Here is a 24,282-nt window from a genome sequence, read left to right as displayed (position 1 = left end):
GGGTCCGGCGTGCGCAGGGTCGTCATCGGCTAGGACAGTCCCTTCTGGGCTTCGGTCATGAACCGGTTGACGGCGTCGTCGATGCTCATCCGGCCGAACGCGACCTCTTCGTACGTGCGCTGGAGCAGCTTCTGGATCGCCCCGGCGCCCTTCGGCGGCACCGGCGGCGCGGCCCCGAGCTTCGGCTCGAGCGCGGCTTCGTAGTCGTAGAGGACCTTGTCGTTGCCCTTCGCCTGCGCCGCCAGCTGGGCACGGACCTTGAGGTTCGGGGCCAGGCCGCGGTCGGTGCCGACGATCTTGCCGACCTCGGGGTCGTTGACCAGGAAGTCGACGAGCTTCGCCGCCGCCTCCTGCTGCTGGCTGCGTGCCGAGACGGCCAGGAACATCGACGGCCGCCGGTACTGCCCGGTGTCGCCGTTGGCGCCGCTCGGGTAGGGCGCCACGTTCAGCGGCTTGCCGTTCGCCTTCTGGTACGCCGGCAGCAGGTTGTCGTAGGCGAACTCCGACGCGGTCAGCTTCTTGCCGAGCGGCGACTGCTCGGGCGAGGTGTTGTAGGACGCCGTGACGTCGGCCGGCGAAGCGGCCTTCGTGTCGCGGAACCTGCTCGCCAGCTGCCAGTAGCGGCGCAGGTCGTCGCCGGCGAAGCCGAGCTTGCCGTCGGCGGTGTAGAACTGCTTGCCCTGCTGGCGCAGCCAGATCTCCAGCGTCGTGTCGAGGATGCCGAAGTCGGTCACCCCGCGCGCCGAGCCCGCCGTGCCGACCTTCTGGGCCGTCTCGGCGTAGGAGTCCCAGGTCATCCCCTTGGCCGGGTCGGCGCCGGCCGCCATGTATGCAGCGGCATCGTAGATCATCGCCGGGGTGTTCTGCGCCCACGGCACCGCGTACCGCTTGCCCTGGTAGACGCCGGTGGCCGCCAGTTCCGGGTTGACGTCGGCGAGCGAGATCGCCTTGCCCGCGCCGGAGTTCAGGTCGGCCAGCACGTTGCGGCCGCCGTACTCGGCCAGGTAGCGGCTGTCCACGTTGAGCACGTCCGGCGGCTTGCCCCCGGCCGTCTGCGTCGCCAGCTTCTCCCAGTAGGCCGCGTACGCCGAGAACGACGTCTGCACCTTGATCTTCGGGTGCTTCTGCTGGAACAGCTCGACGGCCTTCTTCGTCAGGTTCGCCCGCCCTTCACTGCCCCACCAGACGAAGTTGATCGTGACGTCGCCCCCGCCGCCACCGGAGTCCGAGCCGCAGGCGGCCACCCCGGTCAGCAGCAACGGGACCACCACGGCCAGCGCGGCGACACCCCGCCCCTTGGTCCTACGCTCAGTTGTCCGCCCCATCGAACTCTCCGTCCTCAGCGTGTCAGCACTTTCTGAAAACGCTGTCAGCGCGCTCACGGTAGGCAGTGCGCCACATCGGTGTCAACGGGCAAACAGCGGCAATAGCTCCTGTGCAGCAATGCTTTCAGCATTCAGCGGGCAGCTTGAGAAAGCGCTTACTCGGCGCGGGGTCTGCCGGGCCGGTCAGCGCTGAGAGAGCACCGGCGCGTTATCCGGTGCGTTCGGCGGCCGCCTCCGGGCCGCCCCACGGCCGTCGCGCGGCACTCGCCCACGGGACGCCGATTTCGGAGAACAACGCCAGCCGGTCGGCGGCGACGGCGACCTCTTCGCCGATCCCGCGCACCACCGGGTGGCGGCCGGCGCCTTCGCCGACCGTGCGGATCCAGCCCGCCGGGATCCGCGAGGGCGACGGGGCGTCCCGCACCGCTTCGACCACCGAGGCGAACGCCCGGGTCTCCGCCAGCGGAGCCAGCAGCGGCACGCCGGCCGGGTCGCGGTGGTGGGCGATCAGGTTGCGCAGCAGGTCGGCCGGCGGGCCGAGGTGGACCCGCTCGTCGTCGATCTCCAGGCGGTGGCTCTTGTACCAGAACTTCGCGCGCCCCCGGACGCCGTGCACCACGACGTAGGGCTCGTGGTCCTGCTCGGCGCACAGCGAGGCGGCGACGACGATCTCGGGCCCGTCGCCGAACCGGATCCGCAGGCAGGCGGTGTCGTCGGCTTCGATGTCGCGCGTGCCGTAGAGCTCCAGCGCGATCTCCGCCGGGTCCCGGCCGGCCACCCCGCCGACCAGCAGCGCGGTGGCCACGGCGTGGGAGAACGGGTTGGTCAGGGCGCCGTCGACGACGGCCTCGCCGTCGAGCCAGCGGCGGCCGGCCCACGGGTTGCGGCGGTAGTAGGCGTCGGTGCGGATCCACGCCCCGGCCGCGCCGACCCCGATGACGTCGCCGAGCTTCCCGCCGTCGATCGCCGCCCGCAGCACGGGCAGGGCCGGGGAGCCGAAGCTCTGGAACCCCGTCTGGCAGGCCGATCCGGTCTCCGCGGCCAGCCGCGTCAACGTCGTGAAGCCGGCGAGGTCGAGCACCGGCGGGGTTTCCAGCAGCAGGTCGCTGCCCGCGCGCAGCACCGCGCCGCCGGCCTGGACGTGCGCGTGCGGCGGCGTCGCGACCACGGTGATGTCGGGGCGGCAGCGGCGGAGCAGGTCGTCGACCCCGGCGTGCGCGGTGCCGCCCTCGGGCAGCAGCGCGATCGCGGCGGCGGACGGCGGCCGGATGTCGGCCATCCCGGCGAACCGGACCAGACCCTCGTCGTGCAGGATGCGCGCCCGGTGCAGGTAGCTGAACGCGTAGCCGGACGTGCCGACGACGGCCAGCCTCGGCGCGTCCGCCACGGTGCGGCTCCGGCTCCCCGACATGGATCTCCGATCGGCGGGACCCGCTGCGGGCCGCGCGGAACTGACGAATGGGTCAGGAGTTCGGGAGAAAACTTCCGGTCGCCACCGTAGGGCGTTCGCGACGAGGGTGTCAACGTTCGGGACGTTTCGTCGAATTCGTCGAACATCCGGTACTCCGAATGGCGGTCTCGGTTTTGAGATAGCGCTTACTCGAATGGTCCGGCTCGCCCTGCAAGTGTCGGTCACCGGTTTGCAGGATTTGTTGACAACGCTCGCAGCCGTTTCCATGATGTTGCTCGGAGCCTGCCGAGGAGTTGCCGTGACCGTGACCATTCACGACGTCGCCCGCCGGGCCAACGTGTCGATCTCGACCGTCTCGCGGGCGTTCACGTCCCCGGACCTGGTGCGGCAGCAGACCCGCACCCGGGTGCTGGCCGCGGCGCACGAGCTGGGCTACCACGCGGCCGGCGCGCCGCAGCCGGTGCCCGCCGCGCGCACCGGGCACATCGGGATCGTGGTCTCGGACCTGGGCAACCCGTTCTTCACCGGCGTGCTCAACGGCGTCCAGGCCCGGGCCCGGCAGGACGACATCGCCGTGCTGTTCGCCAACAGCGACGAGGACCCGGCGATGGAGCAGAACCTGGTGCGCCGGATGGCCAAGCAGGTCGACGGCGTGGTGCTGTGCAGCCCGAGCATGACCGACGACCAGCTGCGCGCACTCGCCGGCCAGACGACGCTGGTGCTGCTCAACCGGGAGGTGCCCGGGATCCCGTCGATCGTGATGGACGCCGCGGACGGCATGCGGCAGGCGGTCCAGCACCTGGCCGCGCTGGGCCACCGCCGCTGCGCCTACCTGGGCGGCCCGCGGGCGTCGTGGGCGAACCACGCCCGCAAGCAGGGCCTCGCGGAGGCGGCGCAGCGGCACGGCACCGACGTCGTCGAGTTCGGCCCGTTCCCCCCGGTGTTCGAGGGTGGCCTGCAGGGCGCGGACCTGGCCCTGGCGGCGGACGTGACGGCGATCGTGGCCTACAACGACCTGGTCGCCTTCGGCGCGCTGGCGCGGCTGAACGCCCGCGGCGTGCCGGTGCCGGACGAGATCAGCCTCGTGGGCTTCGACGACCTGGTGTTCGCGGCGATCTCCGCACCCCCGCTGACGACGATCGCGATGCCGACGGAGGCGGCGGGCCGCGCGGCGGTGACGATCCTGCTGGGCCTGCTCGACGGCGAGGCCGACGAGCACACGACGCAGGTCCTGGACACCTACCTGATCGTCCGCGCCACCACGGCGCCGCCGCCGGCCTAGCCCGCGAACACCGTGCGGTTCAGGAACGGGTTCCGGAACTTCCCCTGCGGGTCCAGGCGTTCGGCGAGGGCCCGGAACTCGGCCAGCCGCGGGTAGTTCCCCGGGACGCCGTGGAAGAGCTTGCCCCAGTGCGGGCGCGCGCCGAACGGGGCCAGGCGCTCCTCGAGCACCGGCAGCACCGCCTCGACCTCCGGCTGGCGCGGCTGCCAGGTGAAGTGCAGGGCCACCCGGTCGCCGCCCTGGCACGGGCTCAGCCACAGCTCGTCGCCCGCGATGGCGCGGATTTCCGAGACCAGCAGGAGCGGGGCGACCAGGTCGCGGATCTCGCGGACCGCCCGCACCGCGGCGGCCGCGGCGCCGTAGGGCACGAAGTACTCCGACTGCAGCTCGTCGCCGACGCTCGGGGTGAACGCCAGCGCGAAGTGCGGGAGCCGCTCGTGCCACGGCCCCGGCACCCCCAGCTGCGGGGTGCAGTTGCCCGCGGGGATACCGGCAGCGTGCGCCGGGTGGCGCGGGCCGTCCGCGGGCACCGCGCCGAACAGCCCGGCCCGCTCGGCGAAGTCGTCGACGCGGCTCTTGACCCACACCTGGTCGATCGTGTCGTTGGCCCAGTTCGTGAACAGGCTGACGCTGTAGCCGGCGTCCTCGACCTCGTCGAAGTGCCGGTCCACGGCGTCCCACGGCAGGCCGTCGAAGACGTCCTGCCGGACGTCGAAGGCGGGGACCACGTCGAGGGTGAGCCGGGTGACGACGCCGGCCGCGCCGAGCCCGACGACCAGCCCGGGGAACTCGGCATCGGCGCGGGTGAACGTCCGCAGCTCGCCGTCCGCGGTGACCAGCTCGAGGCCGGACACGGCGGCGGCGAGCCCCGGCTGACGGCGGCCGGAGCCGTGGGTGCCGGTCGCGACACTGCCGGCCACCGTGATGTGCGGCAGCGACGCGAGGTTCGGCAGCGCGTACCCGGCCGCGTGCACCTGCTGCGCGAAGTCGCCGTAGCGGGCGGAGCCGCCGACCGTCACCGTGCCGTCGCCGATTTCGACGCCGGCGTCGAGGGCGCGCAGGTCCAGGAGAAGGCCGCCCGGGGAGTCCGCGATGTCGTTGAAGCAGTGCCGGCTGCCGAGGGCCTTGACGCGCGTCGCCGCCGCGACGGCCGCCTGCACCTCGGCGACCGTCCGCGGGGTCGCGACCGCGTCCGCGCCGTAGGTGTGGTTCCCGGCCCAGTTCGACTCGCCCACCCGCATGTCCCTCCGCCGTACCGGATCCTCTTTCCGACCCTACGCGGCGGCCGCGCGCCAGAAGTCCCGCAGCCACGCCGGCGGCACGGGGTTGTCCTCGCCGACCTGGGTCAGCAGCACGGCGACCGTGCCGGTGGCGGGCACGACGTGCGCGGTGGTGCCGGTGCCGCCGACCCACCCGTACCGGCCCGGGACGTGCCAGGGTTCGGTGGCGGCGATGTCCACCGCGCCGCCCATCCCCCAGCCCTGGCCCTCGAGGAAGAGGTCGCCGATCTCGCGGTGCGCCGCGGTGGTGTGGTCGGTGGTCAGCAGCCGGACGGCCTCGGGCGTGAGCACGCCGGCGCCCCCGGCCAGCAGCATCCGGCCGAAGGCCACCCAGTCCCCCGCTGTCCCGGCGAGGCCGCCGTTGCCGAGCGGGAGCGCGGGCATCGTGCGCCACTGGCCGTCCGGCGGGTCGGCGAGCACCAGCCCGTCCGGGGTCCGCTTGTAGAACGCGGTGGACCGGCCGGGCGCAGCCACGAAAGCGGTGTCGGTCATGCCCAGCGGGGCGAAGATCCGTTCGGCGAGGAACTCCGGGAAGGACTGCCCGGACACGCGGGCGGCGAGCAGGCCCTGGATCGTGGAACAGGTGTCGTACAGCCAGGCTTCGCCCGGCTGGTAGGCCAGCGGCACCTCGGCGAGCCGCGCGAGCCAGACGTCGGGCTCGGGGTAGCTCTGCACCTCGCGGCCGTCGCCCTGCACCGGGAAGAGCGCCCGCACGGCGGGGAGCGAGAAGTCCGACGGGAAGCCCCAGCCCGCCTGGCCGGTGAGCACGTCGAACACCGTGATCGGCCGCTTCGCCGGGACGAGGTCGTCGAGCGGGCTCGCCGGGGTGCGCACCACCTTCGGCCCGGCCAGCTCGGGCAGCCAGCGGCCGATCGGGTCGTCGAGGGCGAGCCGGCCGTCGTCGGCCAGCACCAGCACCGCGGCCGCAGTGATCGGCTTGGTGATCGAGGCGAACCGGAACAGCGTGTCTTCGGTCATCGGGCGGCTGCCCTCGACGTCGACCGAACCGACGGTGACGACCTCCCGGCGGCCGTCGCGGTCCACGATCGCCACCGCGCCGGGCAGCGTGCCGTCGTCGACGTGGCTTTGCAGAGTCTGGCGCAGGTCCATGATCCTCCCCAGAGTCGTTCCCCACCCCAGGTCAGCGGGCCGGGATGATCGCCTGGTGGGTGCCGGCGAGGCCGTGCGGGCTCAGCAGGCGGCCCATCCGCTTCGGCATCCGGAGCGTGATCGCCCGGTCGAGGACGCGCGCACCGGGGGCGACACCCGCGAGCCGCGTCTCGTAGGCGGTGCAGTCGCCCGGCTCGCGCAGCCACGCCGACACCACGAGGTTGCCCTCCCCCACCACGGCCGCCGAGAGCCGCGTCTCGGGCAGCTGCGCGATCGCGGAGCCGGCGCGGTCGAGCTCCGCCGCGCGGACGTCGAGCCGGTAGCCCGCGATCACCGGCCAGCCCGCCGGGACGTGCGCGAGGTCGCACCGGAAGTCGAGTTCGTGGTTGCGCAGCATCCGCGCCAGCGTGCGCCGCACCGCCGACTCGCTCATCCGGCAGTCGCGGGCCAGCTCGGCGTAGCTGCGCCGCCCGTCCGCGCCGAGCGACTCCACCAGGGCACGCAGGTCCCGGTCGTTCCACTGCTGCGGCACCACCAGCCGGGCCTGCACCGCGGTGTCGTCCAGCACCGCCCGCTGTTCCGGGGCGAGCGCGCTCACCAGCCAGCCGCTGCCCTCCCGGTAGACGCGGGTGGCGACGGCGAAGCGGACCTCCCGCACCCCGGCCAGTGCGCCGATCCGGCCGGTGACCAGCGCGTCCAGGGCGTCGAGGTCGCGCGCGGCCAGGCTGAGGAACAGCGCGAACCGGCTCGTCGTGCGCTCGACGCTGAACACCGACGGCCAGCCGCACAGCTCGCGGGTCAGGCTGCCGAGCGCGTCCGGGCGGCAGGCCAGGTCGACGTAGCCGACCGTGGTCGTCGGCGCGGTGGCGTAGGCGGTGAGCCAGGCCAGCCCGGCCGCCTGCAGGCGCTCCCAGCGGCGGGCCGCCGTCGTCGCGTCGGTGCCGACGGCAGCGGCGATCCGCGTCCACGGCGCCCGCGGGTCCCGCTGGAGCGCCTCCACCAGCGCGAGGTCCGACGCGCTCAGCCCCGGGCGCGCCGCTTCCGGCGGCGCACCGGGCGAAACGGCCATGGCGCATTGTGACCTGATCATGACCCGCTGCCAAGGGGCCGCCGGGCGTCCCGGCGGCCCCTCGCCGTCCTACTGCCGCCGCAGCCGCGGCACGACCGCCGCCCCGGCCACCAGCACCAGCACGCCGCCGAGAACGAAGGGCAGCAGCGGCACGCCGCCGGGGTCCACGGCCGGGACGGCCCGTTCGCGGCCGCCGTAGCCGCCGCCCGCGCCGTCGCGGTCGTAGGCCGAGCCCGGCAGCTTGTCCGCGTACCGCCCATGCAGCGCCGCGCGGTAGTCCACCAGGGACAGCTTCGTGCCCGCGGCCAGGCCGGTGACCGAGCCGTCGAGCACGGTCACGGCGTCGCCGTGCACCGCGTACCAGGCGTTGACCTGCGGTTCGTGCAGGAGGTAGCCGCCGGCCGCGGCCTGGGCGTACTGCCGCTCGTAGTCGCCGGAGGCGACGTTCACGACGGTCCAGGCGGTGCCTTGGCGTTCCGCCCACACGGTGGCGGCGGTGCCGTCGCCGGTCCGCGCCGGGACGGCGACGTAGGCGAGCGTGGCCGGCACGTCCGACTGGCCGGCGACGAACGCGGCCGTCGGCTCGTAGACGGGGACCTGCGTGCGCGGGTCGGCCGACTGCCGCGCGGCCGCGGCGGCCGCGTGCGCGCCGGGGAACTTCGTCGCCGCGAGCCGGCCGAGGGTGGCCGGGCCGCCGGTGACCTGGCCGATGGCGGCGGTGTCGGCGGCGGTCGGGGTGCCCGCCGGGCCGCTCGCCGCGCTCGCGGCGCCGGCCGTGGTGAGCATCGCGGCGCCGGCCAGCACGGCGACGCCCATGGCTTTGCGCAGCATGCTCATCCCTCGATTCCGTATAGCGTGTGGGTCCACGAGAACTGCGTGTTCGACAGGTAGGTGCTGTAGTTCATCGAGTTGTAGCGGCTGTTGCTCGGCCACGGGTCGCCGTATTCCACGCGGTTGGTGCTGGTGGAATTGTCGTAGCCGTAGAGGACGTGCATGTGACCGCCGCCGGAACGCCAGCCGATCCGGGTGCCGATCGGCTGCCCGGCGTCGATCTGGTTCTTGATGCCGGTGAAGGAAAGCGTCTGGCCGTTCGAGTAGTAGGTACCGACGTTGGTGAAGCCGAGGGAGCGGAACACGCGCTGCTGGTCGGAGAGGTAACCCTGGTTGTTGGCGCAGTCGCCGCCGGATTCGTTGTGCGCGATCTGGCAGAACCGGGTCTGGGTCAGGGAGTATCCCCAGTAGGCGGCGATGGTGTTGCCGCTGGCGTCCCAGCACCACTGGTCCTTCTGCTGTGCCTGCATGGTGATCCCGAGATCCGTTCGCGCCGCGGCTGCGGCCGCCGGTGCCTGCAACGCGACGAGCGCGGCCGTGGCGGCCGAAAACGCCGCGAGTCCACGAAGGACTCCTGAGGTGGTTTTCACGAAGTGTTCCTCCAGCCGGTGACGATTCGACGTGGTGGCACGGAATACTCCGCGCGGGGCCGGGAATCCGGTACCTACTAACGGAGGATGGCGGCGCGGGGAAAGCGTTCCCGGCGGATACCGGCAGTTCCGGGGTGCTGGATTCCGGCATCGGGAAGGGGCGTCCGGACGGATTCCGGCGGGCGTCGTCCCGGGTGTTCGCGAGCGGCGGTGTAGTGGCGGTGTAGCGGGCGTGGGCAGGGTTCGTCCCCGTCGCCGGGACACGAGGTCCCGGCCACCCGAGGGAGACCCCATGCGTACCAGGACCATCTGCCAGGCGGCGGCGCTCTCGGCCGCCCTGCTCTTCGGCGGCGCTTCGATCGCCACCGCCGCGCCCGCGGAGGTGTATGCGGACGTGACCGCGGCCGACATCGCCGACCCGGGCGCGGTGATCACGGATTCGGCCGCCGACCTGGCCGCGGCCCGCACGGCAAACCAGGCGATCGCCTGGTTCTCCGGCCGCAACGGCAGCACGGCCTACCAGGGCTACTGCGAGAAGGCGGTCCGCCTGGCGTGGGACCGCGTGACCCACCACGCGAGCGCGATCGACCACTGGCACTCCTCGGACGGCGCCCGCCACACGACGGGCACCCCGCCCCGCGGCGCGTTCGTGTTCTGGAACATCTCGGCCTACGGCCACGTCGGCATCGCGGACGGCAGCGGCGGCGTGTGGGCCACGAGCGTCAACGGCGCGATCGGCCACGCCCGGCAGGGCTACTTCGCGAACTACCTGGGCTGGAAGCCGGGCAACAGCAACTGACCGGCACCGGTGGGCCGCCTCCCGGCGGCCCACCTCGCCGAGATGCCCCCGCAATCACGCGAGTTCCGGCTCGAGTCACGCGAGTTCCGGCTCGAGTCACGCGAGTTCCGGCCGGGATCACGCGAGTTCCGGCTTAGATCACGCGAGTTCCGCGCTCGCTCACGCCTTTGTGACCGCGGACGTGCGGACCGCGAGCGATGGGGTAGAGCCGGCGGACTCGGCCACGCGACCGGCCGCCGACCCGAACCCTCCACAAGCGACGAACACGAACCTCAACTCCGCGCCGCCGAAGGTGCTCGGCGACGCTGAACCTGCTCCAGCAACGCCAGCCCCGTCGTCTCGCCCTGGTGGTTGCCCGTCTCGCGGAACACCCGCAACGCCCGGTCGCACACCCCCCTCGCCTGGACCGGCTCCCCCGCCGCCAGCAGGGTCTGGCCGATGCCCAGCAACGCGTACGCGCTGCACCTCTCGTCGTCGAGTTGCTCCAGGATGCTCAACGCCAGCCGCAGGCACGTCAACGACTCCGGGAGGCGGCCCGCGTCGCGGTGCACCGTGCCCAGTTCCGTCAGCACCTTCGCCTCGCGGTGCGGGTCCTCGATCTCGCGGGCCAGTTCGCGGGCCCGGTGCAACCAGCTCTGCGCCTCCGCGAACTCGCCCAGCAACGCATACGTCGAGCCGATCGAGTTGCGCATCTGGGCGACGCCGCTGCCGTCCGAGGCGCGCTCCAGGCCCGCCAACGCCCGGCGATAAAACCCCAGGGCCTCGCGTGGGCGGTCGCGGACGCGGGCCACCGTGCCCAGGCCCGCCACCGTCAGCGCCTCGCCGCGGACGTCGCCCAGTTCCGCGAACAACGCCGCCGAACGCCTCATGTCGGCGGCCGCCGCGTCGTATTCGTCGTGGTACAGGCGGACCTGGCCGAGACCGCGGCTCAGCACCGCCGCTCCCGCGCGGTTGCCCGCCGCCTCCGCGGCCGCCAGAGCCGTCAGGTGGCTGCGGCGCCAGTCGTCGTACGCGCCGCGCAGGTCGTAGAACGGGACCGCCGCCGCCGTCAGCTGCCAGGCCGGCTCGTCCAGGCCCGCGTCCGCCGCCAGCTGGACCGCGGCCGCCAGCAGCTTGCGCTCCGCCGTGAACCAGGCCAGGGGGTCCGTCACCAGCCGGGCCGGCGCCGGCGGACCCGCCAGGGGCCGTCCGGTCATCGCGCCGAACGCCGGGGGCAGGCCCGCCGCCGCCGTCTTCGCCAGCGACAGCAGCACCGACAACACCCGGGACAGGGACGACCGGCGCGCGGCCAGGGGTTCCTCCGCCAGGAGCTCCGCCGCGTAGCAGCGCAGCAGGTCGTGCAGCCGGTAGCGCGGGTGGCCGCCGGAATCGCGCCCGGCCAGCGAAACCAGGTTCGCGTCGACGAGCACGTCGAGGACCTCGTGGGTGCCCTCGCGGTCCAGCAGCGCGTCGACCACCCAGCTCGGGAAGTCCTGCGCGCCCAGCACCGCGGTCCGGCCGAACGCCGTCCGCGCGGACGGCGGCAGCTGGCGCAAGCTGAGTTCGAAGCTCGGCCGGACACCCAGGTCGCCGACGCGCAGCTCGCTCAGCCGGCCGGTCTCGTCGGCCAGCCGGTCCTGCAGCGTGCGCAGGCTCCACGCCTGCCGCCCGGCCAGCCGCGCGCCCGCGATGCGGATGGCCAGGGGCAGGTACCCGCAGCACCGGACGATCGCCGCGGCTTCGGCCGGCTCGCCGACGACCCGGTCCGCGCCCGCCAGTTCGGAAAGCAGCTGCGCCGCCTCCCGTTCCCCGAACACGGGCAGCTCGACGTGCTTCGCGCCGGCCAGCTCGGGCAGCCGCCCGCGGGTCGTCACCAGCACCGCACACCCGGCGTCGGCCGGCACCAGCGGCCGGACCTGGGCGGCGGTCGCCGCGTCGTCGAGCACCAGCAGCATCCGCCGGCCGGCCAGGCGCGAGCGGAACAGCGCGGCCCGCTGGTCGAGCCCGGCCGGGACGGTGTTGCCGGTGACGCCGAGGGCGTGCAGGAAGTCGGCGAGGACCTCGGCCGGGTCGCAGGGCGCACCGGTGCCGGCGAGGTCGACGTAGAGCTGACCGTCCGGGTAGCGGCCGGCCAGGCGGTGGGCGACGTGCATGGCGAGGGCCGTCTTGCCGGTGCCGGGCGCGCCGGTCAGCACGACCGGCGCCGGCCCGAGCGCCGCGGAAAGCTCCTCGACGTACTGCTCACGCCCGGTGAAGTCGGGCAGGTCCGCGGGTAACTGCCGGAGCGGGACGGCCGCGGGTGGTGGCCCCGGCAACGGCTCCCCGGCCAGGATCGCGGCCTGCAGGGTCCGCAGCTCCGGCCCGGGTTCGACGCCGAGCTCGGTGACCAGCCGCTCCCGCGCGGTCGTGTACGCCTGCAGCGCCTCGGCGCGACGGCCCGCGCCGGCCAGCGCGAGCAGGTACTGCTGCCAGAGCCGTTCGCGGTAGGGGTGTTCGGCCAGCAGCACGGTGAGCTCGGCGATCGCCGGGTCGTGCCGGCCCAGCCGCACCTGCAGCGCCAGCCGCTCTTCGACGGCGGCGAGCCGGTTCTCGACGAGCCGGCCGAGCTCGGCGTCCCAGGCCGGCGCGGTGGGCAGGTCTTCCAGGGGGTCGCCGCGCCACAGCGCTTCGGCGTCGGCCAGCAGCGTCAGCGCCGACTCGGGCGAGCCGTCCTTCGCCGCACGGGCGGCCTCGCCGACGAGCCGGGTGAACCGGTGCGCGTCGACGGCGTCCGGGTCGACGGCCAGCGAGTACCCCGGGCCGCGGGTGGACAGGACGGCGCCGTCCGGCAGCAGCCGGCGCAGGCGCCACACGTACGTCTGCAGGTTCGCGGTGGCCGACGTCGGCGGCCCGGCCGGCCAGATCGCCTCGGTCAGCTGCCCGGGCGTGACCATCCGGTTCGCGTTGAGCAGCAGGTGGGCCAGCAGCACCCGCTGCTTCGCCCCGCCGAGCGCCAGCGAGCGGCCGCCGTCCGTCACGGTCAGCGGTCCGAGCAGGTGAAACCGCAGTTCAGGCCCCATGTGCACCCCGTTCCCCGGCGGCCGCCCCCAGGCGGAACCGGTAGCCGGACTGTAACCGGACGACCCCGCGGCCCGTGGGCAAATCGCCCACATCCGAGACAGCGCGGGGGTGGATGTCACTCGATTGCCGCACCCCGATTTGCCCTCGCGACGAGAGTGAGTGTACAGTCACTCACATGACGAAACGCGGTGCCACCCTCTCCACCTCCGACGCCCGGCGGGACGCCGTCGTCGACGCGGCCATCGCCGAGTTCGCCCGCGGCGGCTACCACAGCACGCCGATCAGCACCGTGGCCGCCCGGGCCGACATCTCCCCCGCGTACGTCTTCAAGTTGTTCCCCGGCAAGGTTTCCCTGTTCGTCGCCGCCCTCGACCGCTGCTACGAACTCGTCGCGCACGCCCTCTCCCACGGCGCCGCCCGTGCCGAGGACGCCGAGCCCGGAAAGATCCTCCACGAGATGGGGGGCGCCTACGCACAGCTCATCGCCGATCGGAACCTGCTGATGCTGCAGGTGCACGCCCAGTCGGCCGCGGACACCCCGGAGATCGCCGACGCCGTCCGCCGCGGCCTGGCCAAGGTGACCGAGCTGGCCAAGGCCCGCTCCGGCGCCGAGGACGACCAGGTGCAGCGGTTCATCGCCTACGGCCAGCTCTGCCACCTGATCGCCACCCTCGACCTCGACGAGCACACCGGCGACTGGGCCGCCGTCCTGTCCGCCGGCATCCGCCACCCCGGCAAAAACTGACCTTCACCAGGTCGTTCTTTTTCGCGCCCGTCGAGTGACTGACCAGTCACTCACACTGAAAGGAAGCACCATGAACGTCACCGAGATCGTCCTCCCCGGCCTCGTCGAGCCGGACGGCCTGCGCGTCGAGCACCGCGAGCTGCCGCCCCTGGCCCGCGGGGAAGCCCTGGTCCGCGTCGAAGCCACCGGCGTCTCGTTCGCCGAGCAGCAGATGCGCCGGGGCAAGTACTACGACCAGCCGCCGTTCCCCTTCGTGCCGGGCTACGACGTCGTCGGCACCGTGCTCGAAGCCGAGGACGAGACCTTGGTCGGGCGCCGCGTCGCCGCCATGACCAAGATCGGCGGCTGGCGCAGCCACCTCGCCGTCCCCGCCGACGACCTGGTTCCGGTGCCCGACGCGCTGGACGCGGCCGACGCCGAGACGTTCGTGGTCAACGGCATCACGGCCCACCAGATGCTGCACCGGACCGCGAAGGTCGGCCCCGGCGGCACGATCCTGGTCCACGGCGCGAGCGGCGGCGTCGGCTCGACGCTGGTGCAGCTCGCCCGGGCGGCCGGGATCGAGGTGATCGGCACCGCGTCGGCCCGCAACCTCGACGTCGTGACCGCGCTCGGCGCCACCGCCCTCGACTACCGCGGCGACGTGCCGGCCCGCGTCCGCGAACTGGCGCCCGGCGGGGTCGACGCCGTCTTCGACCACGTCGGCGGTCCCGGCATCGTCGACTCGTTCCGCCTGCTCGCCCCGGGCGGCACGCTGGTCGCCTACGGCAGCGCGTCCACGGTGAACACCGGCGGCAACCCGAAGCCCGCCGTGCTGAAGCTGGTCGCCCGGCTGCTGTGGTGGAACGTCCTGCCGAACCGCCGCGGGGCGCACTTCTACAACGTCTGGGGCGGCAAGCGGAACCTCGCGAAGTTCCGCGCGCGGCTCACCGAAGACCTCACCGCCGTCTTCGCCCTGGCGGCGAAGGGGCAGCTCACGGCGCAGGTGGCCGCGCGGATCCCGCTGACCGAAGCCGGGAAAGCCCTGGCGCTGGCCGAATCCGGCACGGTCACCGGCAAGGTCGTGCTCGTGCCCTGACCGCGCGGAAGGCCACCACGAGCACCGTGGTGGCCGTCGCGGGTCAGTCCGTGCCGAACTCCATCGCGGCGCTGTCGAGCAGTTCGACGTCGTCGGTCTTGCCGCGCGAGGCGATCACCTCGGCGCCACCCTCGGGCATCGCGCCGATGAGCCCGGTCGACGCGGCCTGGGCGGCGCCGATCAGCTTCGGGTTCGAGCCGCCGACCATGCCGAGGAGCGCGTACTGCTCCAGCTTCGCCCGCGAGTCCGCGATGTCGAGGTTGCGCATGGTGAGCTGGCCGATCCGGTCGACCGGGCCGAACGCGGAGTCCTCGGTGCGCTCCATCGACAGCTTGTCCGGGTGGTAGCTGAACGCCGGGCCGGACGTGTCGAGGATCGAGTAGTCCTCGCCGCGGCGCAGGCGCAGCGTCACCTCGCCGGTGATCGCGGTGCCGACCCAGCGCTGCAGCGACTCGCGCAGCATCATCGCCTGCGGGTCCAGCCAGCGGCCCTCGTACATCAGGCGGCCGAGGCGGCGGCCCTCGTTGTGGTAGCTGGCGAGGGTGTCCTCGTTGTGGATGGCGTTGACGAGCCGCTCGTAGGCGGCGTGCAGCAGCGCCATGCCCGGGGCCTCGTAGATGCCGCGGCTCTTCGCTTCGATGATCCGGTTCTCGATCTGGTCGGACATGCCCAGGCCGTGCCGGCCGCCGATGGCGTTGGCCTCCAGGACCAGGTCGACGGCGGTGGCGAACTCCTTGCCGTTGATCGTCACCGGCCGGCCCTGCTCGAAGCCGATGGTGACGTCCTCGGCCGGAATCTCGACCTCGGGGTCCCAGAACGCCACGCCCATGATCGGCTTGACGATCTCGATGCCGGTGTCCAGGTGCTCCAGGGACTTGGCCTCGTGCGTGGCGCCCCAGATGTTGGCGTCGGTCGAGTAGGCCTTCTCGGTGCTGTCCCGGTAGGGCAGGTCGTGCGCGGCCAGCCACTCCGACATCTCCTTGCGGCCGCCGAGCTCGGTGACGAAGTCGGCGTCGAGCCACGGCTTGTAGATCCGCAGGGAGGGGTTGGCCAGCAGGCCGTAGCGGTAGAACCGCTCGATGTCGTTGCCCTTGTAGGTGGAGCCGTCGCCCCAGATCTGGACGTCGTCCTCGAGCATGGCGCGCACCAGCAGGGTGCCGGTGACCGCGCGGCCGAGCGGGGTGGTGTTGAAGTAGCTGCGGCCGCCGGTGCGGATGTGGAACGCCCCGCAGGTCAGGGCCGCGAGCCCCTCTTCGACCAGCGCTTCCCGGCAGTCGACGAGCCGCGCGATCTCGGCGCCGTACTGCCCGGCCCGGCCGGGCACCGACTCGATGTCGGGCTCGTCGTACTGGCCGATGTCGGCGGTGTAGGTGCAGGGGACCGCGCCTTTGTCGCGCATCCACGCGACCGCTACGGAAGTGTCGAGGCCACCGGAGAAGGCGATACCGACACGCTCGCCGACGGGCAGGGAAGTGAGCACCTTGGACATGCGAATGATTATGCACGCCCATGCATCGTCGTGCAATCCGGGGTGCCCTGGCTCACGGAAACCCGGTTGACCTGCATGGTTCGCTGATCGCATGGTCCGGATGCACGCCGACGAGCACGCCGTCGACACCGAGCTGGCCGAGCGGTTGGTGCGCGGGCAGTTCCCGCAGTGGGCGGACCTCCGGGCCACTCCCCTGGCGTCGGGCGGCACGGTCAACGCCGTGTACCGCCTCGGGGACGAGCTGACCGTCCGGCTTCCGCTCACCGCGGGCGGCGCCTCCGACATCGCGAAGGAACGCCGGGTGCTCGGTGCCCTGGGCGAGCTGCCGGTGGCGGTCCCTGCTGTCCTCGCCGTGAGCGAACCCGCCGAAGGCTTTCCGTGGCCGTGGGCGGTGCACGGCTGGCTCGACGGCGAACCGGCGGTCGAAGGCCGCCCGGCCGAAGGCTTGGCGGAGTTCGTCGTCGCGCTGCGGGCGAACACCGCGACCGGTCCCCCGGCCTCGCGCGGCCGGCCGCTGTCCACAGTGGACACGGCCACCCGCCGGGCGATCGAGGAGCTGAGCCGGACGGATGAGCCGTTCGACGCCGAGGCGGCCCGGCACGTCTGGGCCGAGGCGCTCGACGCTCCACAGTGGACCGGGCCGCCGTGCTGGGTGCACGGCGATCTGATGCCGAGCAACCTCCTGCTGCGCGACGGCCGCCTCTCCGGCGTCCTCGACTGGGCCACGGCCGGCGTGGGCGACCCGGCGATCGACCTGATCCCCGCGTGGAACCTCCTGACCGCGGCCACCCGATCCGCTTTCCGCGACGTCGTGGGCGCCGACGACGCGAGCTGGGCCCGCGGCCGCGGGCGGGCGCTGTCGATGGCCGTCATCCAGCTGCCGTACTACCGGCACACGAACCCCGTCATCTCGGCCAACGCGCGCTACGTGCTCACGGAGCTGGGATGCGCTCCAGCTCCGTGAGCACGCCGGATCAGCTCGGCAGGAGCGCCGGCGCCGCGAGGCGGGTGGCGTTCGCCGCCGCGTCGTCCGGGGCCTCCTGGGCCGAGCGCTCCGCCTCGACGCGGGCCAGGTAGTTCGCCACCTCGCGGTCCGTCCGGTGCGCGTCCCAGCCCAGCAGCGGCGCCATCAGCCCGGCGACGACCGGAGCCGCCGCCACCCCGCGGTCGCGCTCCTCGATCGAGATTCGCGTCCGCCGGGTGAGGACGTCCTCCAGGTGCAGCGCACCCTCGTGGGAGACCGCGTAGACGGCCTCCACGCGCAGGTACTCGGAGGTCTCCGTGATCGGGTCCCCGAGCGAAGGATCGTCCTCGATCAGCGAAACGAGGTTCCAGATCCGCGTGCCGTACCGCTGCAGCAGGTGCTCGACGCGGGTCAGCGGCAACCCGGCCCGCGCGGCCAGGGCGAACCGGCCCTCCCACAGCTCGTGGTAGCCGTCGGCGCCGACGATCGGGAGCCGGTCGGTCCACGACGGCGGAGCCGGGCGGCCGACCTCCTCGACCGCGGCGTCGACCGCGTCCGCGGCCATCACCCGGTACGTCGTGTACTTGCCGCCGGCCACGATGACCAGGCCCGGCACCGGGCGGGCCACCGCGTGCTCCCGCGACAGCTTCGTCGTCGCGGTCGCCTTCGCCGCCAGCAGCGGGCGGAGGCCGGCGTAGACGCCCTCGATGTCATCGTGCGTCACGGGTGTCCGGAGCACGGCGTTGAGGTGCCCGAGCACGTAATCGACGTCCGCCCGGCTGGCCGCCGGGTGCTCGCGGTCGAGGTCCCACTCGGTGTCGGTGGTGCCGACGATCCAGTGCCGTCCCCACGGGATGACGAACAGCACGCTCTTCTCCGTGCGCAGGATCAGCCCGGTGTCCAGGTCGATCTTCTCCCGCGGCACCACCAGGTGGATGCCCTTCGAGGCGCGGACGGTGAACGGCGCGGGAATGCCCGCCGCCTCCGCCATGTCGTCGCTCCACACCCCGGTCGCGGCGACCACCGTGCGAGCGCGGATCTCGAACTCGACCCCGCTCTCGCGGTCCACGACCTTCGCCCCGACGACGCGCTCGCCGTCGCGAAGCAGCGACGTCACGCGTGTCCGCGTCAGGACCGAAGCGCCCTGCTCGGCGGCCGTCCGCGCGATCGTCATCGTGTGGCGAGCGTCGTCGACCTGGGCGTCGTAGTACTGGATCGCCCCGATCAGCGCGTCGTCCGCGAGCGCCGGCGCCGCTTTGAAGGCACCCCGCTTGGACAGGTGCCGGTGCCTCGGCAGCGCGCGGGCGCCGCCGAGGGTGTCGTACAGCGTGACGCCGGCGCCGATGTAGCCGCGCTCCCACACCCGGTGCTGCAGCGGGACCAGGAACTTGACCGGCCGCACCAGGTGCGGGGCCAGCTTCTGCAGCAGCAGGCCGCGTTCCTTGAGGGCTTCGCGCACCAGCTTGAAGTCCAGCTGCTCCAGGTAGCGCAGGCCGCCGTGGATCAGCTTGGACGACCGGCTGGACGTGCCGGCGGCGAAGTCGCGGGCCTCGACCAGCGCGGTCTCCAGGCCCCGGGACGCGGCGTCGAGCGCGACGCCGGCCCCGGTCACGCCCCCGCCGACGACGAGCACGTCGACCTCTTCGCTCACCAGCTTCCGCAGGGTCTCCGCCCGGTACTGCGGGGAAAGCGGGGTCACGGTGTTCCTCCTCGTACTCACTGCACGTCGACCCAGTCGAGCGTGCGGCCGACGGCCTTCTGCCAGCCCGCGTAGCCCTCGGCGCGCTGCTCGTCGCTCCACGACGGCGTCCAGCGCTTGTCCTCGTTCCAGTTCTGCTCCAGCTCGTCGGTCGACTTCCAGAAGCCGACCGCGAGCCCGGCCGCGTACGCGGCACCGAGCGCGGTGGTTTCGGCGACGACCGGCTTCGACACCGGCACGCCGAGGATGTCCGCCTGCAGCTGCATGCACAGCTCGTTGGCGGTGACGCCGCCGTCCACCCGCAGCACGTCCAGCGTCACGCCGGAGTCGTTCTGCATCGCCTCGACGACGTCGCGGGTCTGGTAGCAGATCGCCTCCAGGGTGGCCCGCGCGATGTGGGCGTTCGTCGTGGCGCGGGTGAGGCCGACGATCGCGCCGCGGGCGTCGGAGCGCCAGTACGGGGCGAACAGGCCGGAGAACGCCGGGACGAAGTAGACGCCGCCGTTGTCCTCGACCTGGCGGGCCAGGCTTTCGCTCTGGGACGCGCCGCTGATGATGCCGAGCTGGTCGCGCAGCCACTGGACGGCCGACCCGGTGACGGCGATCGAGCCTTCGAGGGCGTAGACCGGCTTGTCGTCGCCGAACTGGTAGCACAGCGTCGTCAGCAGGCCGTGCTGCGAGCGCACCAGCTCCTGGCCGGTGTTGAGCAGCAGGAAGTTGCCGGTGCCGTAGGTGTTCTTGGCTTCGCCGGGCCGGAAGCAGACCTGGCCGACGGTGGCGGCCTGCTGATCGCCGAGGACGCCGGTGATGGCGACCTCGCCGCCGAGCGGGCCGCCGGTGCGGGTGGTGCCGAAGCCGGGGTTCGACGACGGCCGGATCGCCGGGAGCATCTGGCGGGGGACGGTGAAGAACGACAGCAGCTCGTCGTCCCAGTCGAGGTTCTCGAGGTCCATCAGCATGGTGCGGGAGGCGTTGGTCGGGTCGGTGACGTGCACGCCGCCGTCCGGGCCGCCGGTGAGGTTCCAGATGAGCCACGAGTCGGTGGTGCCGAAGAGGGCGTCACCCTTCTCGGCGTCCTCGCGCACGCCCGGGATGTTCTCGAGGATCCACTGCAGCTTGCCGCCGGAGAAGTAGGTGGCGGGCGGCAGGCCGGCCTTGCGGCGGATGATGTCGCCCTTGCCCTCGCGCTCGAGCGCGGAGGCGATCCGGTCGGTGCGGGTGTCCTGCCAGACGATGGCGTTGCCGTACGGGCGGCCGGTGCGGCGGTTCCAGACGACGGTGGTCTCGCGCTGGTTGGTGATGCCCAGCGCGGCCAGGTCGTTGACGGTCAGGCCGGCCTTGTTGAGCGCGGTCGCGATGACCGAGCGGGTGCGTTCCCAGATCTCGGTGGCGTCGTGCTCGACCCAGCCCGGCTTGGGCAGGATCTGCTCGTGCTCGAGCTGGTGGCGGGCGATTTCGTTGCCGCCGTGGTCGAAGATCATGAAGCGGGTGCTGGTCGTGCCCTGGTCCACGGCACCGACGAAGTCCGGCATGGTCGTGCTCCTGTGTTCGATCGGTGGGTCAGTTGGCGGGCTCGAGGTCCTTGGCGGGCATGGCGTCCAGCGGGTCACCGGCGGGCAGGAACCGCTCGATCAGGTACTTGTAGATCGCGCCGCCGACCAGGGCGCCGATGACCGGGCCCACGATCGGGATCCACCAGTAGGGGAAGCCGTACTGGTCGGTGAACGCCGTGTCGTAGCCGGTCAGCCAGGAGGCCAGGCGCGGGCCGAAGTCGCGGGCGGGGTTGATCGCGTAGCCGGCGTTCGTGCCCCAGGCCATGCCGATGGCGACGACGAGGAAGCCGACGACGACCGGGGCCAGGTTCGCGCCCGGCGAGGTGTTGCGGAGGTCGGTGATGGCGAACAGGACGATCAGCAGGATCGCGGTGCCGATGATCTGGTCGCGGAAGGCACCCCAGTCACCCACCGGCAGGGTGCCGTTACCCGGCAGGGTGGAGAACACGCCCTGGGTCTTGATCGTCAGGCCGGGGTCCTTGGCGTTGAGCACCTCGGTGTAGTTCCAGCGCACCAGCAGCGCGGCCAGGAACGCGCCGACGGTCTGCGCCAGGGCGTAGGGGGCGACCTTGCGCCACTCGAAGCCCTTGAACACCGCGAGGGCGATCGTTACGGCCGGGTTCAGGTGCGCGCCGCTGATCCGCGAAGCGACGTAAACACCGAGCGTGACGCCCAGGCCCCAGGCCCAGGCGATGCTGTCGTGGTCCCCGATGCCCGCGGCGGCGACCTGCGCCACCACGCCACACCCGAAGAGGATGAGGATCATCGTCCCCACGAACTCGGCGGCCATTTCGCCGGCGAGTCCACGGGCCTTGAGGCTTCGCACCATTGCTTTCCTCCACAAAGGACCTTGTCCCCCTATTGGTGGATGAAAGTTAAGTTCGCTGGTCGAGAGGGTCAACGGACGGCGGTCGGCATTGTCGAACGGCCGATGTGGATGTTCGACATTGTCGAATCGCGGCCGGTCGCGTTAGGGTCGCGCGGTGCCCGGTCCGATCCAGTCCATCGAGCGCGCCGCCGCGATCCTGCGGTTGCTGGCGCGCGGCTCGGGGCGCCTGGGCGTCGGCGAGATCGCCGAGTCACTCGAACTGGCGAAGGGCACCGCGCACGGGATCCTGCGGACGCTGCAGGGCGTCGGGTTCGTCGAGCAGGACCGCGACACGGGCAAGTACCAGCTCGGCGCGGCGCTGCTGCACCTGGGCACGAGCTACCTGGACGTCAACGAGCTGCGCTCCCGGGCGATCAACTGGGCCGACGCGCTGGCCGCCCGCAGCGGCGAGGCGGTCCGGATCGGCGCGCCCCTGGAGGGCCGGGTGCTGGTCGTGCACCACGTGTTCCGGCCGGACGACAGCCTGCAGACCCTCGACGTCGGGACGCTGCTGCCGCTGCACGCGACCGCGCTGGGCAAGGTCCTGCTGGCCTACGACACGACGCTGAAGGCGGCTCCGGAGCCGTACACGCGCCGCACGCTGGTCACCCAGACGGCGATCAAGCGCGCGTGTGCGAGGGTACGGGAGGCGGGCTGGGCCGCGGAAAACGGCGAAATGATCTCGGGCGAGGCCGGGATCGCGGCCCCGATCCGCGGCCACGGCGGCATCGTGGTCGGTGCGATCGGCGTGTCCGGCGCGGTGGAGCGCATCTGCGAGCCGGACGGCACCCCGAGCCCGCGGCTGCTGGGCCACGTGCGCGACGCGGCGCGCGCGGTGTCGCGGGACCTGGGTGCGTCACGATGGTGAAGGAGGCGACGAGGGTGACCCGCCCGCGGCCCGGCCGGGCCGCGCTCGACCGCGCGGCGCGGCGCCGCCTCACGCGGCCCTTGCCGTGTCGAGCCACGACCGCGGCCCCTCGCGCCCGGCTCGGCTACGCTCCCCGCCGCGGCGGGCCCTCGAGACCCGGCCTGCCGCCCACGGCTTGCGCCGCCGACCGCGCGGCCCGGCACGCCGCGCAGCCTGTGCCCAGTACGCCCGGCCGAGGGAGGTGAGTCCATGGTCCAGCGGTACGTGATGTCCATCGACCAGGGCACCACCTCCACCCGGTGCATCCTGTTCGACGCCCGCGGCCGGCTCGTCTCCGTCGTGCAGCGGGAGCACCAGCAGCACTTCCCCCGCCCCGGCTGGGTCGAGCACGACGCGACCGAGATCTGGCGCAACCTCTCGCGGATCGTCCCGCAGGCCCTCGCCGACGCCGGGGCGAGCGCCGAGCAGGTCGTCGGGCTCGGGATCGCCAACCAGCGCGAGACCACCGTCCTCTGGGACCGGCGCACCGGCAACCCGGCCGGGCGGGCGATCGTCTGGCAGGACACCCGCACCGACGCCATGCTCGAACAGCTGGCCCGCGAACCCGGCGCCGACCGGGTGCGGCAGCTGTGCGGCCTCCCCCTGGCCACCTACTTCTCGGCGCCGCGCATCCGCTGGCTGCTCGAACGCACGCCGGGGCTGCGCGAGCGCGCCGAACGCGGGGACGTCCTCTTCGGCACCATCGAGAGCTGGCTCATCTGGAACCTCACCGGCGGCGCCGAGGGCGGCGTGCACGTCACCGACGTCACCAACGCCTCGCGCACCATGCTGATGAACCTGCGCACGCTGAACTGGGACGACGAGCTCCTGGACTTCTTCGACGTCCCGCGCGCGATGCTGCCGGAAATCCGCTCGTCGACCGAGGTCTACGGCACCACCTCGCGGGTCGTCCCCGGCATCCGGATCGCCGCGGCCCTCGGCGACCAGCAGGCCGCCCTGTTCGGCCAGACCTGCTTCGCGCCCGGCGAGGCGAAGTGCACCTACGGCACCGGCAGCTTCCTGCTGCTCAACACCGGCCCGACGCCGGTGCTGTCCACCCACGGCATGCTCACCACGGTCGGCTTCAAGATCGGCGACGAGCCCGCGGTGTACGCCCTGGAAGGCTCGATCGCCGTCACCGGGTCGCTGGTGCAGTGGTTCCGCGACGGGCTCGAACTCATCGGCAGCGCACCGGAGATCGAGACCCTCGCCCGGACGGTCGAGGACAACGGCGGCTGCTACATCGTGCCCGCGTTCTCCGGCCTCTTCGCGCCGCACTGGCACAGCGAAGCCCGCGGCGTGATCGCCGGGCTGACGTCGTACATCACGAAGGGCCACCTGGCGCGGGCGGTGCTGGAAGCGACCGGCTGGCAGACCCGCGAGGTCGTCGACGCGATGAACGCCGACTCCGGGCTGGCGCTGACGTCGCTGAAGGTCGACGGCGGCATGACCGCCGACAACCTGCTGATGCAGTTCGTCGCCGACGTCCTCGACGTGCCGGTGGTGCGCCCGATGGTGGCGGAGACGGTGTCGCTGGGCGCGGCCTACGCGGCGGGGCTGTCCGTCGGGTACTGGCCGGACCTGGAGGGCCTGCGGCGCAACTGGCACCGGGCCGGGCAGTGGCTGCCGGCGATGGACCCGGCCCGCCGCGACACCGAGTACGCGCACTGGCGCCAGGCCGTCGAGCTGACGTTCGGCTGGATGCGCCCGGCCCCGGCCGCGGCCGCCCCCGGCTCGGACCTGGTCGAGGTGCTGCTGGCCGACCACCGCCGGTTCGAGCAGCTCCTGCGCGACCTGCGCAACGCCGAAGCCGACCGCCCGGCCCTGGTGGCCGAGCTGGCTGCGCTGCTGGTCGCGCACGCGACGGCGACCGAGCGGATCGTCCGCCCGGACGCGCCCGGTTCGCCCTTCGCCGAGGACCTGCTGGCGGTCCTGGAGGGCGACGACTTCGAGAAGGCGTTGCTGCGCCTGGAGAACGCCGTCGACGCGCACGTACGCGGCGAAGAACGCGGGCTGCTGAACGAACTGCGCCGGACGACGTCCACTTCGGACCGGACCGGGCTGGGCCGCGCGTTCGTCGCGGAACGCCGCCGCCAGCTCGACCTGGGCTGCGGCGACGCCGGCCACATCCGCGGCCTGGGCGACCGCTTGAAGCTCTGAAACCCGTTGCCCGATGCGGGTGGCGTCTGCCAGGGTCGGCTCCAGTCGTCCGGACCGCCTCGGCCGGGCCGCGTCCCTCCACA

The 24,282-nt window shown here is 72.9% G+C and carries 19 protein-coding genes; 7 read left to right on the top strand and 12 right to left on the bottom strand.

Annotation, left to right across the window (positions count from 1 at the left end):
• Positions 1 to 29 precede the first annotated feature (29 nt).
• Positions 30 to 1,325, bottom strand: coding sequence for an ABC transporter substrate-binding protein (locus C2L59_RS10315; RefSeq protein ID WP_233223387.1), 1,296 nt, complete (start codon positions 1,323 to 1,325; stop codon positions 30 to 32).
• A gap of 208 nt (positions 1,326 to 1,533) precedes the next feature.
• Positions 1,534 to 2,736: a Gfo/Idh/MocA family protein gene (locus C2L59_RS10310; RefSeq protein WP_199198997.1), complete on the bottom strand. Its 1,203-nt coding sequence runs from the start codon at positions 2,734 to 2,736 to the stop codon at positions 1,534 to 1,536.
• A 298-nt stretch (positions 2,737 to 3,034) separates the two neighbouring features.
• On the opposite strand from C2L59_RS10310, the gene C2L59_RS10305 reads away from it, so the two are divergent.
• Positions 3,035 to 4,018, top strand: coding sequence for a LacI family DNA-binding transcriptional regulator (locus C2L59_RS10305; protein WP_103349292.1), 984 nt, complete (start codon positions 3,035 to 3,037; stop codon positions 4,016 to 4,018).
• Here C2L59_RS10305 and C2L59_RS10300 read toward each other — a convergent pair.
• The 5 genes from C2L59_RS10300 to C2L59_RS10280 form a co-directional block, all read right to left on the bottom strand.
• Entirely contained in the window at positions 4,015 to 5,259 is a 1,245-nt protein-coding gene (locus C2L59_RS10300) for an FAD-binding protein (RefSeq protein WP_103349291.1), read from the bottom strand. The two genes, C2L59_RS10305 and C2L59_RS10300, sit on opposite strands and share 4 nt — an antisense overlap.
• A gap of 33 nt (positions 5,260 to 5,292) precedes the next feature.
• Positions 5,293 to 6,408: a serine hydrolase gene (locus C2L59_RS10295; RefSeq protein WP_103349290.1), complete on the bottom strand. Its 1,116-nt coding sequence runs from the start codon at positions 6,406 to 6,408 to the stop codon at positions 5,293 to 5,295.
• Positions 6,409 to 6,439: 31 nt separating this feature from the next.
• Positions 6,440 to 7,477 (bottom strand): Lrp/AsnC family transcriptional regulator, encoded by a 1,038-nt coding sequence (locus C2L59_RS10290; protein ID WP_103349289.1) that lies wholly within the window; start codon positions 7,475 to 7,477, stop codon positions 6,440 to 6,442.
• A 69-nt stretch (positions 7,478 to 7,546) separates the two neighbouring features.
• Positions 7,547 to 8,314, bottom strand: a complete 768-nt coding sequence (locus C2L59_RS10285; RefSeq protein WP_103349288.1) for a hypothetical protein — start codon at positions 8,312 to 8,314, stop codon at positions 7,547 to 7,549.
• Entirely contained in the window at positions 8,311 to 8,898 is a 588-nt protein-coding gene (locus C2L59_RS10280; protein ID WP_103349287.1) for a papain-like cysteine protease family protein, read from the bottom strand. The genes C2L59_RS10285 and C2L59_RS10280 overlap by 4 nt, the downstream gene beginning before the upstream one ends.
• A gap of 292 nt (positions 8,899 to 9,190) precedes the next feature.
• Between C2L59_RS10280 and C2L59_RS10275 the strand changes: the two genes are divergently transcribed.
• A complete protein-coding gene (locus C2L59_RS10275; protein ID WP_103349286.1) occupies positions 9,191 to 9,697 on the top strand; it encodes a hypothetical protein in 507 nt (168 codons plus the stop codon).
• A gap of 272 nt (positions 9,698 to 9,969) precedes the next feature.
• Here the strand turns inward: C2L59_RS10275 and C2L59_RS10270 are convergent, their stop codons facing one another.
• Positions 9,970 to 12,735 carry a BTAD domain-containing putative transcriptional regulator gene (locus tag C2L59_RS10270; RefSeq protein ID WP_233223386.1) on the bottom strand — a complete coding sequence of 922 codons (2,766 nt, stop codon included), beginning with the start codon at positions 12,733 to 12,735 and terminating at the stop codon, positions 9,970 to 9,972.
• A gap of 176 nt (positions 12,736 to 12,911) precedes the next feature.
• On the opposite strand from C2L59_RS10270, the gene C2L59_RS10265 reads away from it, so the two are divergent.
• Both C2L59_RS10265 and C2L59_RS10260 read left to right on the top strand, forming a co-directional pair.
• Entirely contained in the window at positions 12,912 to 13,481 is a 570-nt protein-coding gene (locus tag C2L59_RS10265) for a TetR/AcrR family transcriptional regulator (protein WP_103349285.1), read from the top strand.
• Between the two features lie 70 nt (positions 13,482 to 13,551).
• On the top strand, positions 13,552 to 14,559 hold the full coding sequence (locus C2L59_RS10260; RefSeq protein ID WP_103349284.1) for a medium chain dehydrogenase/reductase family protein: 1,008 nt from the start codon (positions 13,552 to 13,554) through the stop codon (positions 14,557 to 14,559).
• A gap of 43 nt (positions 14,560 to 14,602) precedes the next feature.
• Here the strand turns inward: C2L59_RS10260 and argG are convergent, their stop codons facing one another.
• Positions 14,603 to 16,048 carry an argininosuccinate synthase gene (gene argG / locus C2L59_RS10255; RefSeq protein WP_103349283.1) on the bottom strand — a complete coding sequence of 482 codons (1,446 nt, stop codon included), beginning with the start codon at positions 16,046 to 16,048 and terminating at the stop codon, positions 14,603 to 14,605.
• 91 nt (positions 16,049 to 16,139) lie between these two features.
• Here argG and C2L59_RS10250 point away from each other — a divergent pair, with 91 nt between their 5' ends.
• On the top strand, positions 16,140 to 17,012 hold the full coding sequence (locus C2L59_RS10250; protein WP_103349282.1) for an aminoglycoside phosphotransferase family protein: 873 nt from the start codon (positions 16,140 to 16,142) through the stop codon (positions 17,010 to 17,012).
• Between the two features lie 10 nt (positions 17,013 to 17,022).
• Here C2L59_RS10250 and glpD read toward each other — a convergent pair whose 3' ends face one another.
• The 3 genes from glpD to C2L59_RS10235 are packed head-to-tail and all read right to left on the bottom strand — an operon-like array spanning position 17,023 to position 21,093.
• Positions 17,023 to 18,711, bottom strand: a complete 1,689-nt coding sequence (glpD, locus tag C2L59_RS10245) for a glycerol-3-phosphate dehydrogenase (protein ID WP_103349281.1) — start codon at positions 18,709 to 18,711, stop codon at positions 17,023 to 17,025.
• Between the two features lie 17 nt (positions 18,712 to 18,728).
• Positions 18,729 to 20,243 (bottom strand): glycerol kinase GlpK, encoded by a 1,515-nt coding sequence (gene glpK, locus C2L59_RS10240; RefSeq protein WP_103349280.1) that lies wholly within the window; start codon positions 20,241 to 20,243, stop codon positions 18,729 to 18,731.
• Positions 20,244 to 20,271: 28 nt separating this feature from the next.
• Entirely contained in the window at positions 20,272 to 21,093 is an 822-nt protein-coding gene (locus C2L59_RS10235; RefSeq protein WP_103349279.1) for an MIP/aquaporin family protein, read from the bottom strand.
• A gap of 154 nt (positions 21,094 to 21,247) precedes the next feature.
• Between C2L59_RS10235 and C2L59_RS10230 the strand changes: the two genes are divergently transcribed.
• Positions 21,248 to 22,000: an IclR family transcriptional regulator gene (locus C2L59_RS10230; protein ID WP_103349278.1), complete on the top strand. Its 753-nt coding sequence runs from the start codon at positions 21,248 to 21,250 to the stop codon at positions 21,998 to 22,000.
• A 249-nt stretch (positions 22,001 to 22,249) separates the two neighbouring features.
• Positions 22,250 to 24,199: a glycerol kinase GlpK gene (gene glpK / locus C2L59_RS10225; protein WP_103349277.1), complete on the top strand. Its 1,950-nt coding sequence runs from the start codon at positions 22,250 to 22,252 to the stop codon at positions 24,197 to 24,199.
• Positions 24,200 to 24,282 lie beyond the last annotated feature (83 nt).

It is taken from the genome of Amycolatopsis sp. CA-128772, assembly GCF_002904295.1.
Taxonomy (GTDB): domain Bacteria; phylum Actinomycetota; class Actinomycetes; order Mycobacteriales; family Pseudonocardiaceae; genus Amycolatopsis.
The sequence above is the reverse complement of the archived record's forward strand: the minus strand, read 5'-3'. Positions and strand labels throughout refer to the sequence as shown.

Excerpts from the sequence above, each read along its gene's own strand:
- glpK (WP_103349277.1), top strand. The coding sequence starts at position 22,250 with ATGGTCCAGCGGTACGTGATGTCCATCGACCAGGGCACCACCTCCACC.
- C2L59_RS10295 (WP_103349290.1), bottom strand. The coding sequence starts at position 6,408 with ATGGACCTGCGCCAGACTCTGCAAAGCCACGTCGACGACGGCACGCTG.
- argG (WP_103349283.1), bottom strand. The coding sequence starts at position 16,048 with ATGTCCAAGGTGCTCACTTCCCTGCCCGTCGGCGAGCGTGTCGGTATC.
- C2L59_RS10285 (WP_103349288.1), bottom strand. The coding sequence starts at position 8,314 with ATGAGCATGCTGCGCAAAGCCATGGGCGTCGCCGTGCTGGCCGGCGCC.
- C2L59_RS10275 (WP_103349286.1), top strand. The coding sequence starts at position 9,191 with ATGCGTACCAGGACCATCTGCCAGGCGGCGGCGCTCTCGGCCGCCCTG.
- C2L59_RS10290 (WP_103349289.1), bottom strand. The coding sequence starts at position 7,477 with ATGGCCGTTTCGCCCGGTGCGCCGCCGGAAGCGGCGCGCCCGGGGCTG.
- glpK (WP_103349280.1), bottom strand. The coding sequence starts at position 20,243 with ATGCCGGACTTCGTCGGTGCCGTGGACCAGGGCACGACCAGCACCCGC.
- C2L59_RS10310 (WP_199198997.1), bottom strand. The coding sequence starts at position 2,736 with ATGTCGGGGAGCCGGAGCCGCACCGTGGCGGACGCGCCGAGGCTGGCC.
- C2L59_RS10270 (WP_233223386.1), bottom strand. The coding sequence starts at position 12,735 with ATGGGGCCTGAACTGCGGTTTCACCTGCTCGGACCGCTGACCGTGACG.
- C2L59_RS10300 (WP_103349291.1), bottom strand. The coding sequence starts at position 5,259 with ATGCGGGTGGGCGAGTCGAACTGGGCCGGGAACCACACCTACGGCGCG.
- C2L59_RS10315 (WP_233223387.1), bottom strand. The coding sequence starts at position 1,325 with ATGGGGCGGACAACTGAGCGTAGGACCAAGGGGCGGGGTGTCGCCGCG.
- C2L59_RS10265 (WP_103349285.1), top strand. The coding sequence starts at position 12,912 with ATGACGAAACGCGGTGCCACCCTCTCCACCTCCGACGCCCGGCGGGAC.
- C2L59_RS10250 (WP_103349282.1), top strand. The coding sequence starts at position 16,140 with ATGGTCCGGATGCACGCCGACGAGCACGCCGTCGACACCGAGCTGGCC.
- C2L59_RS10235 (WP_103349279.1), bottom strand. The coding sequence starts at position 21,093 with ATGGTGCGAAGCCTCAAGGCCCGTGGACTCGCCGGCGAAATGGCCGCC.
- C2L59_RS10260 (WP_103349284.1), top strand. The coding sequence starts at position 13,552 with ATGAACGTCACCGAGATCGTCCTCCCCGGCCTCGTCGAGCCGGACGGC.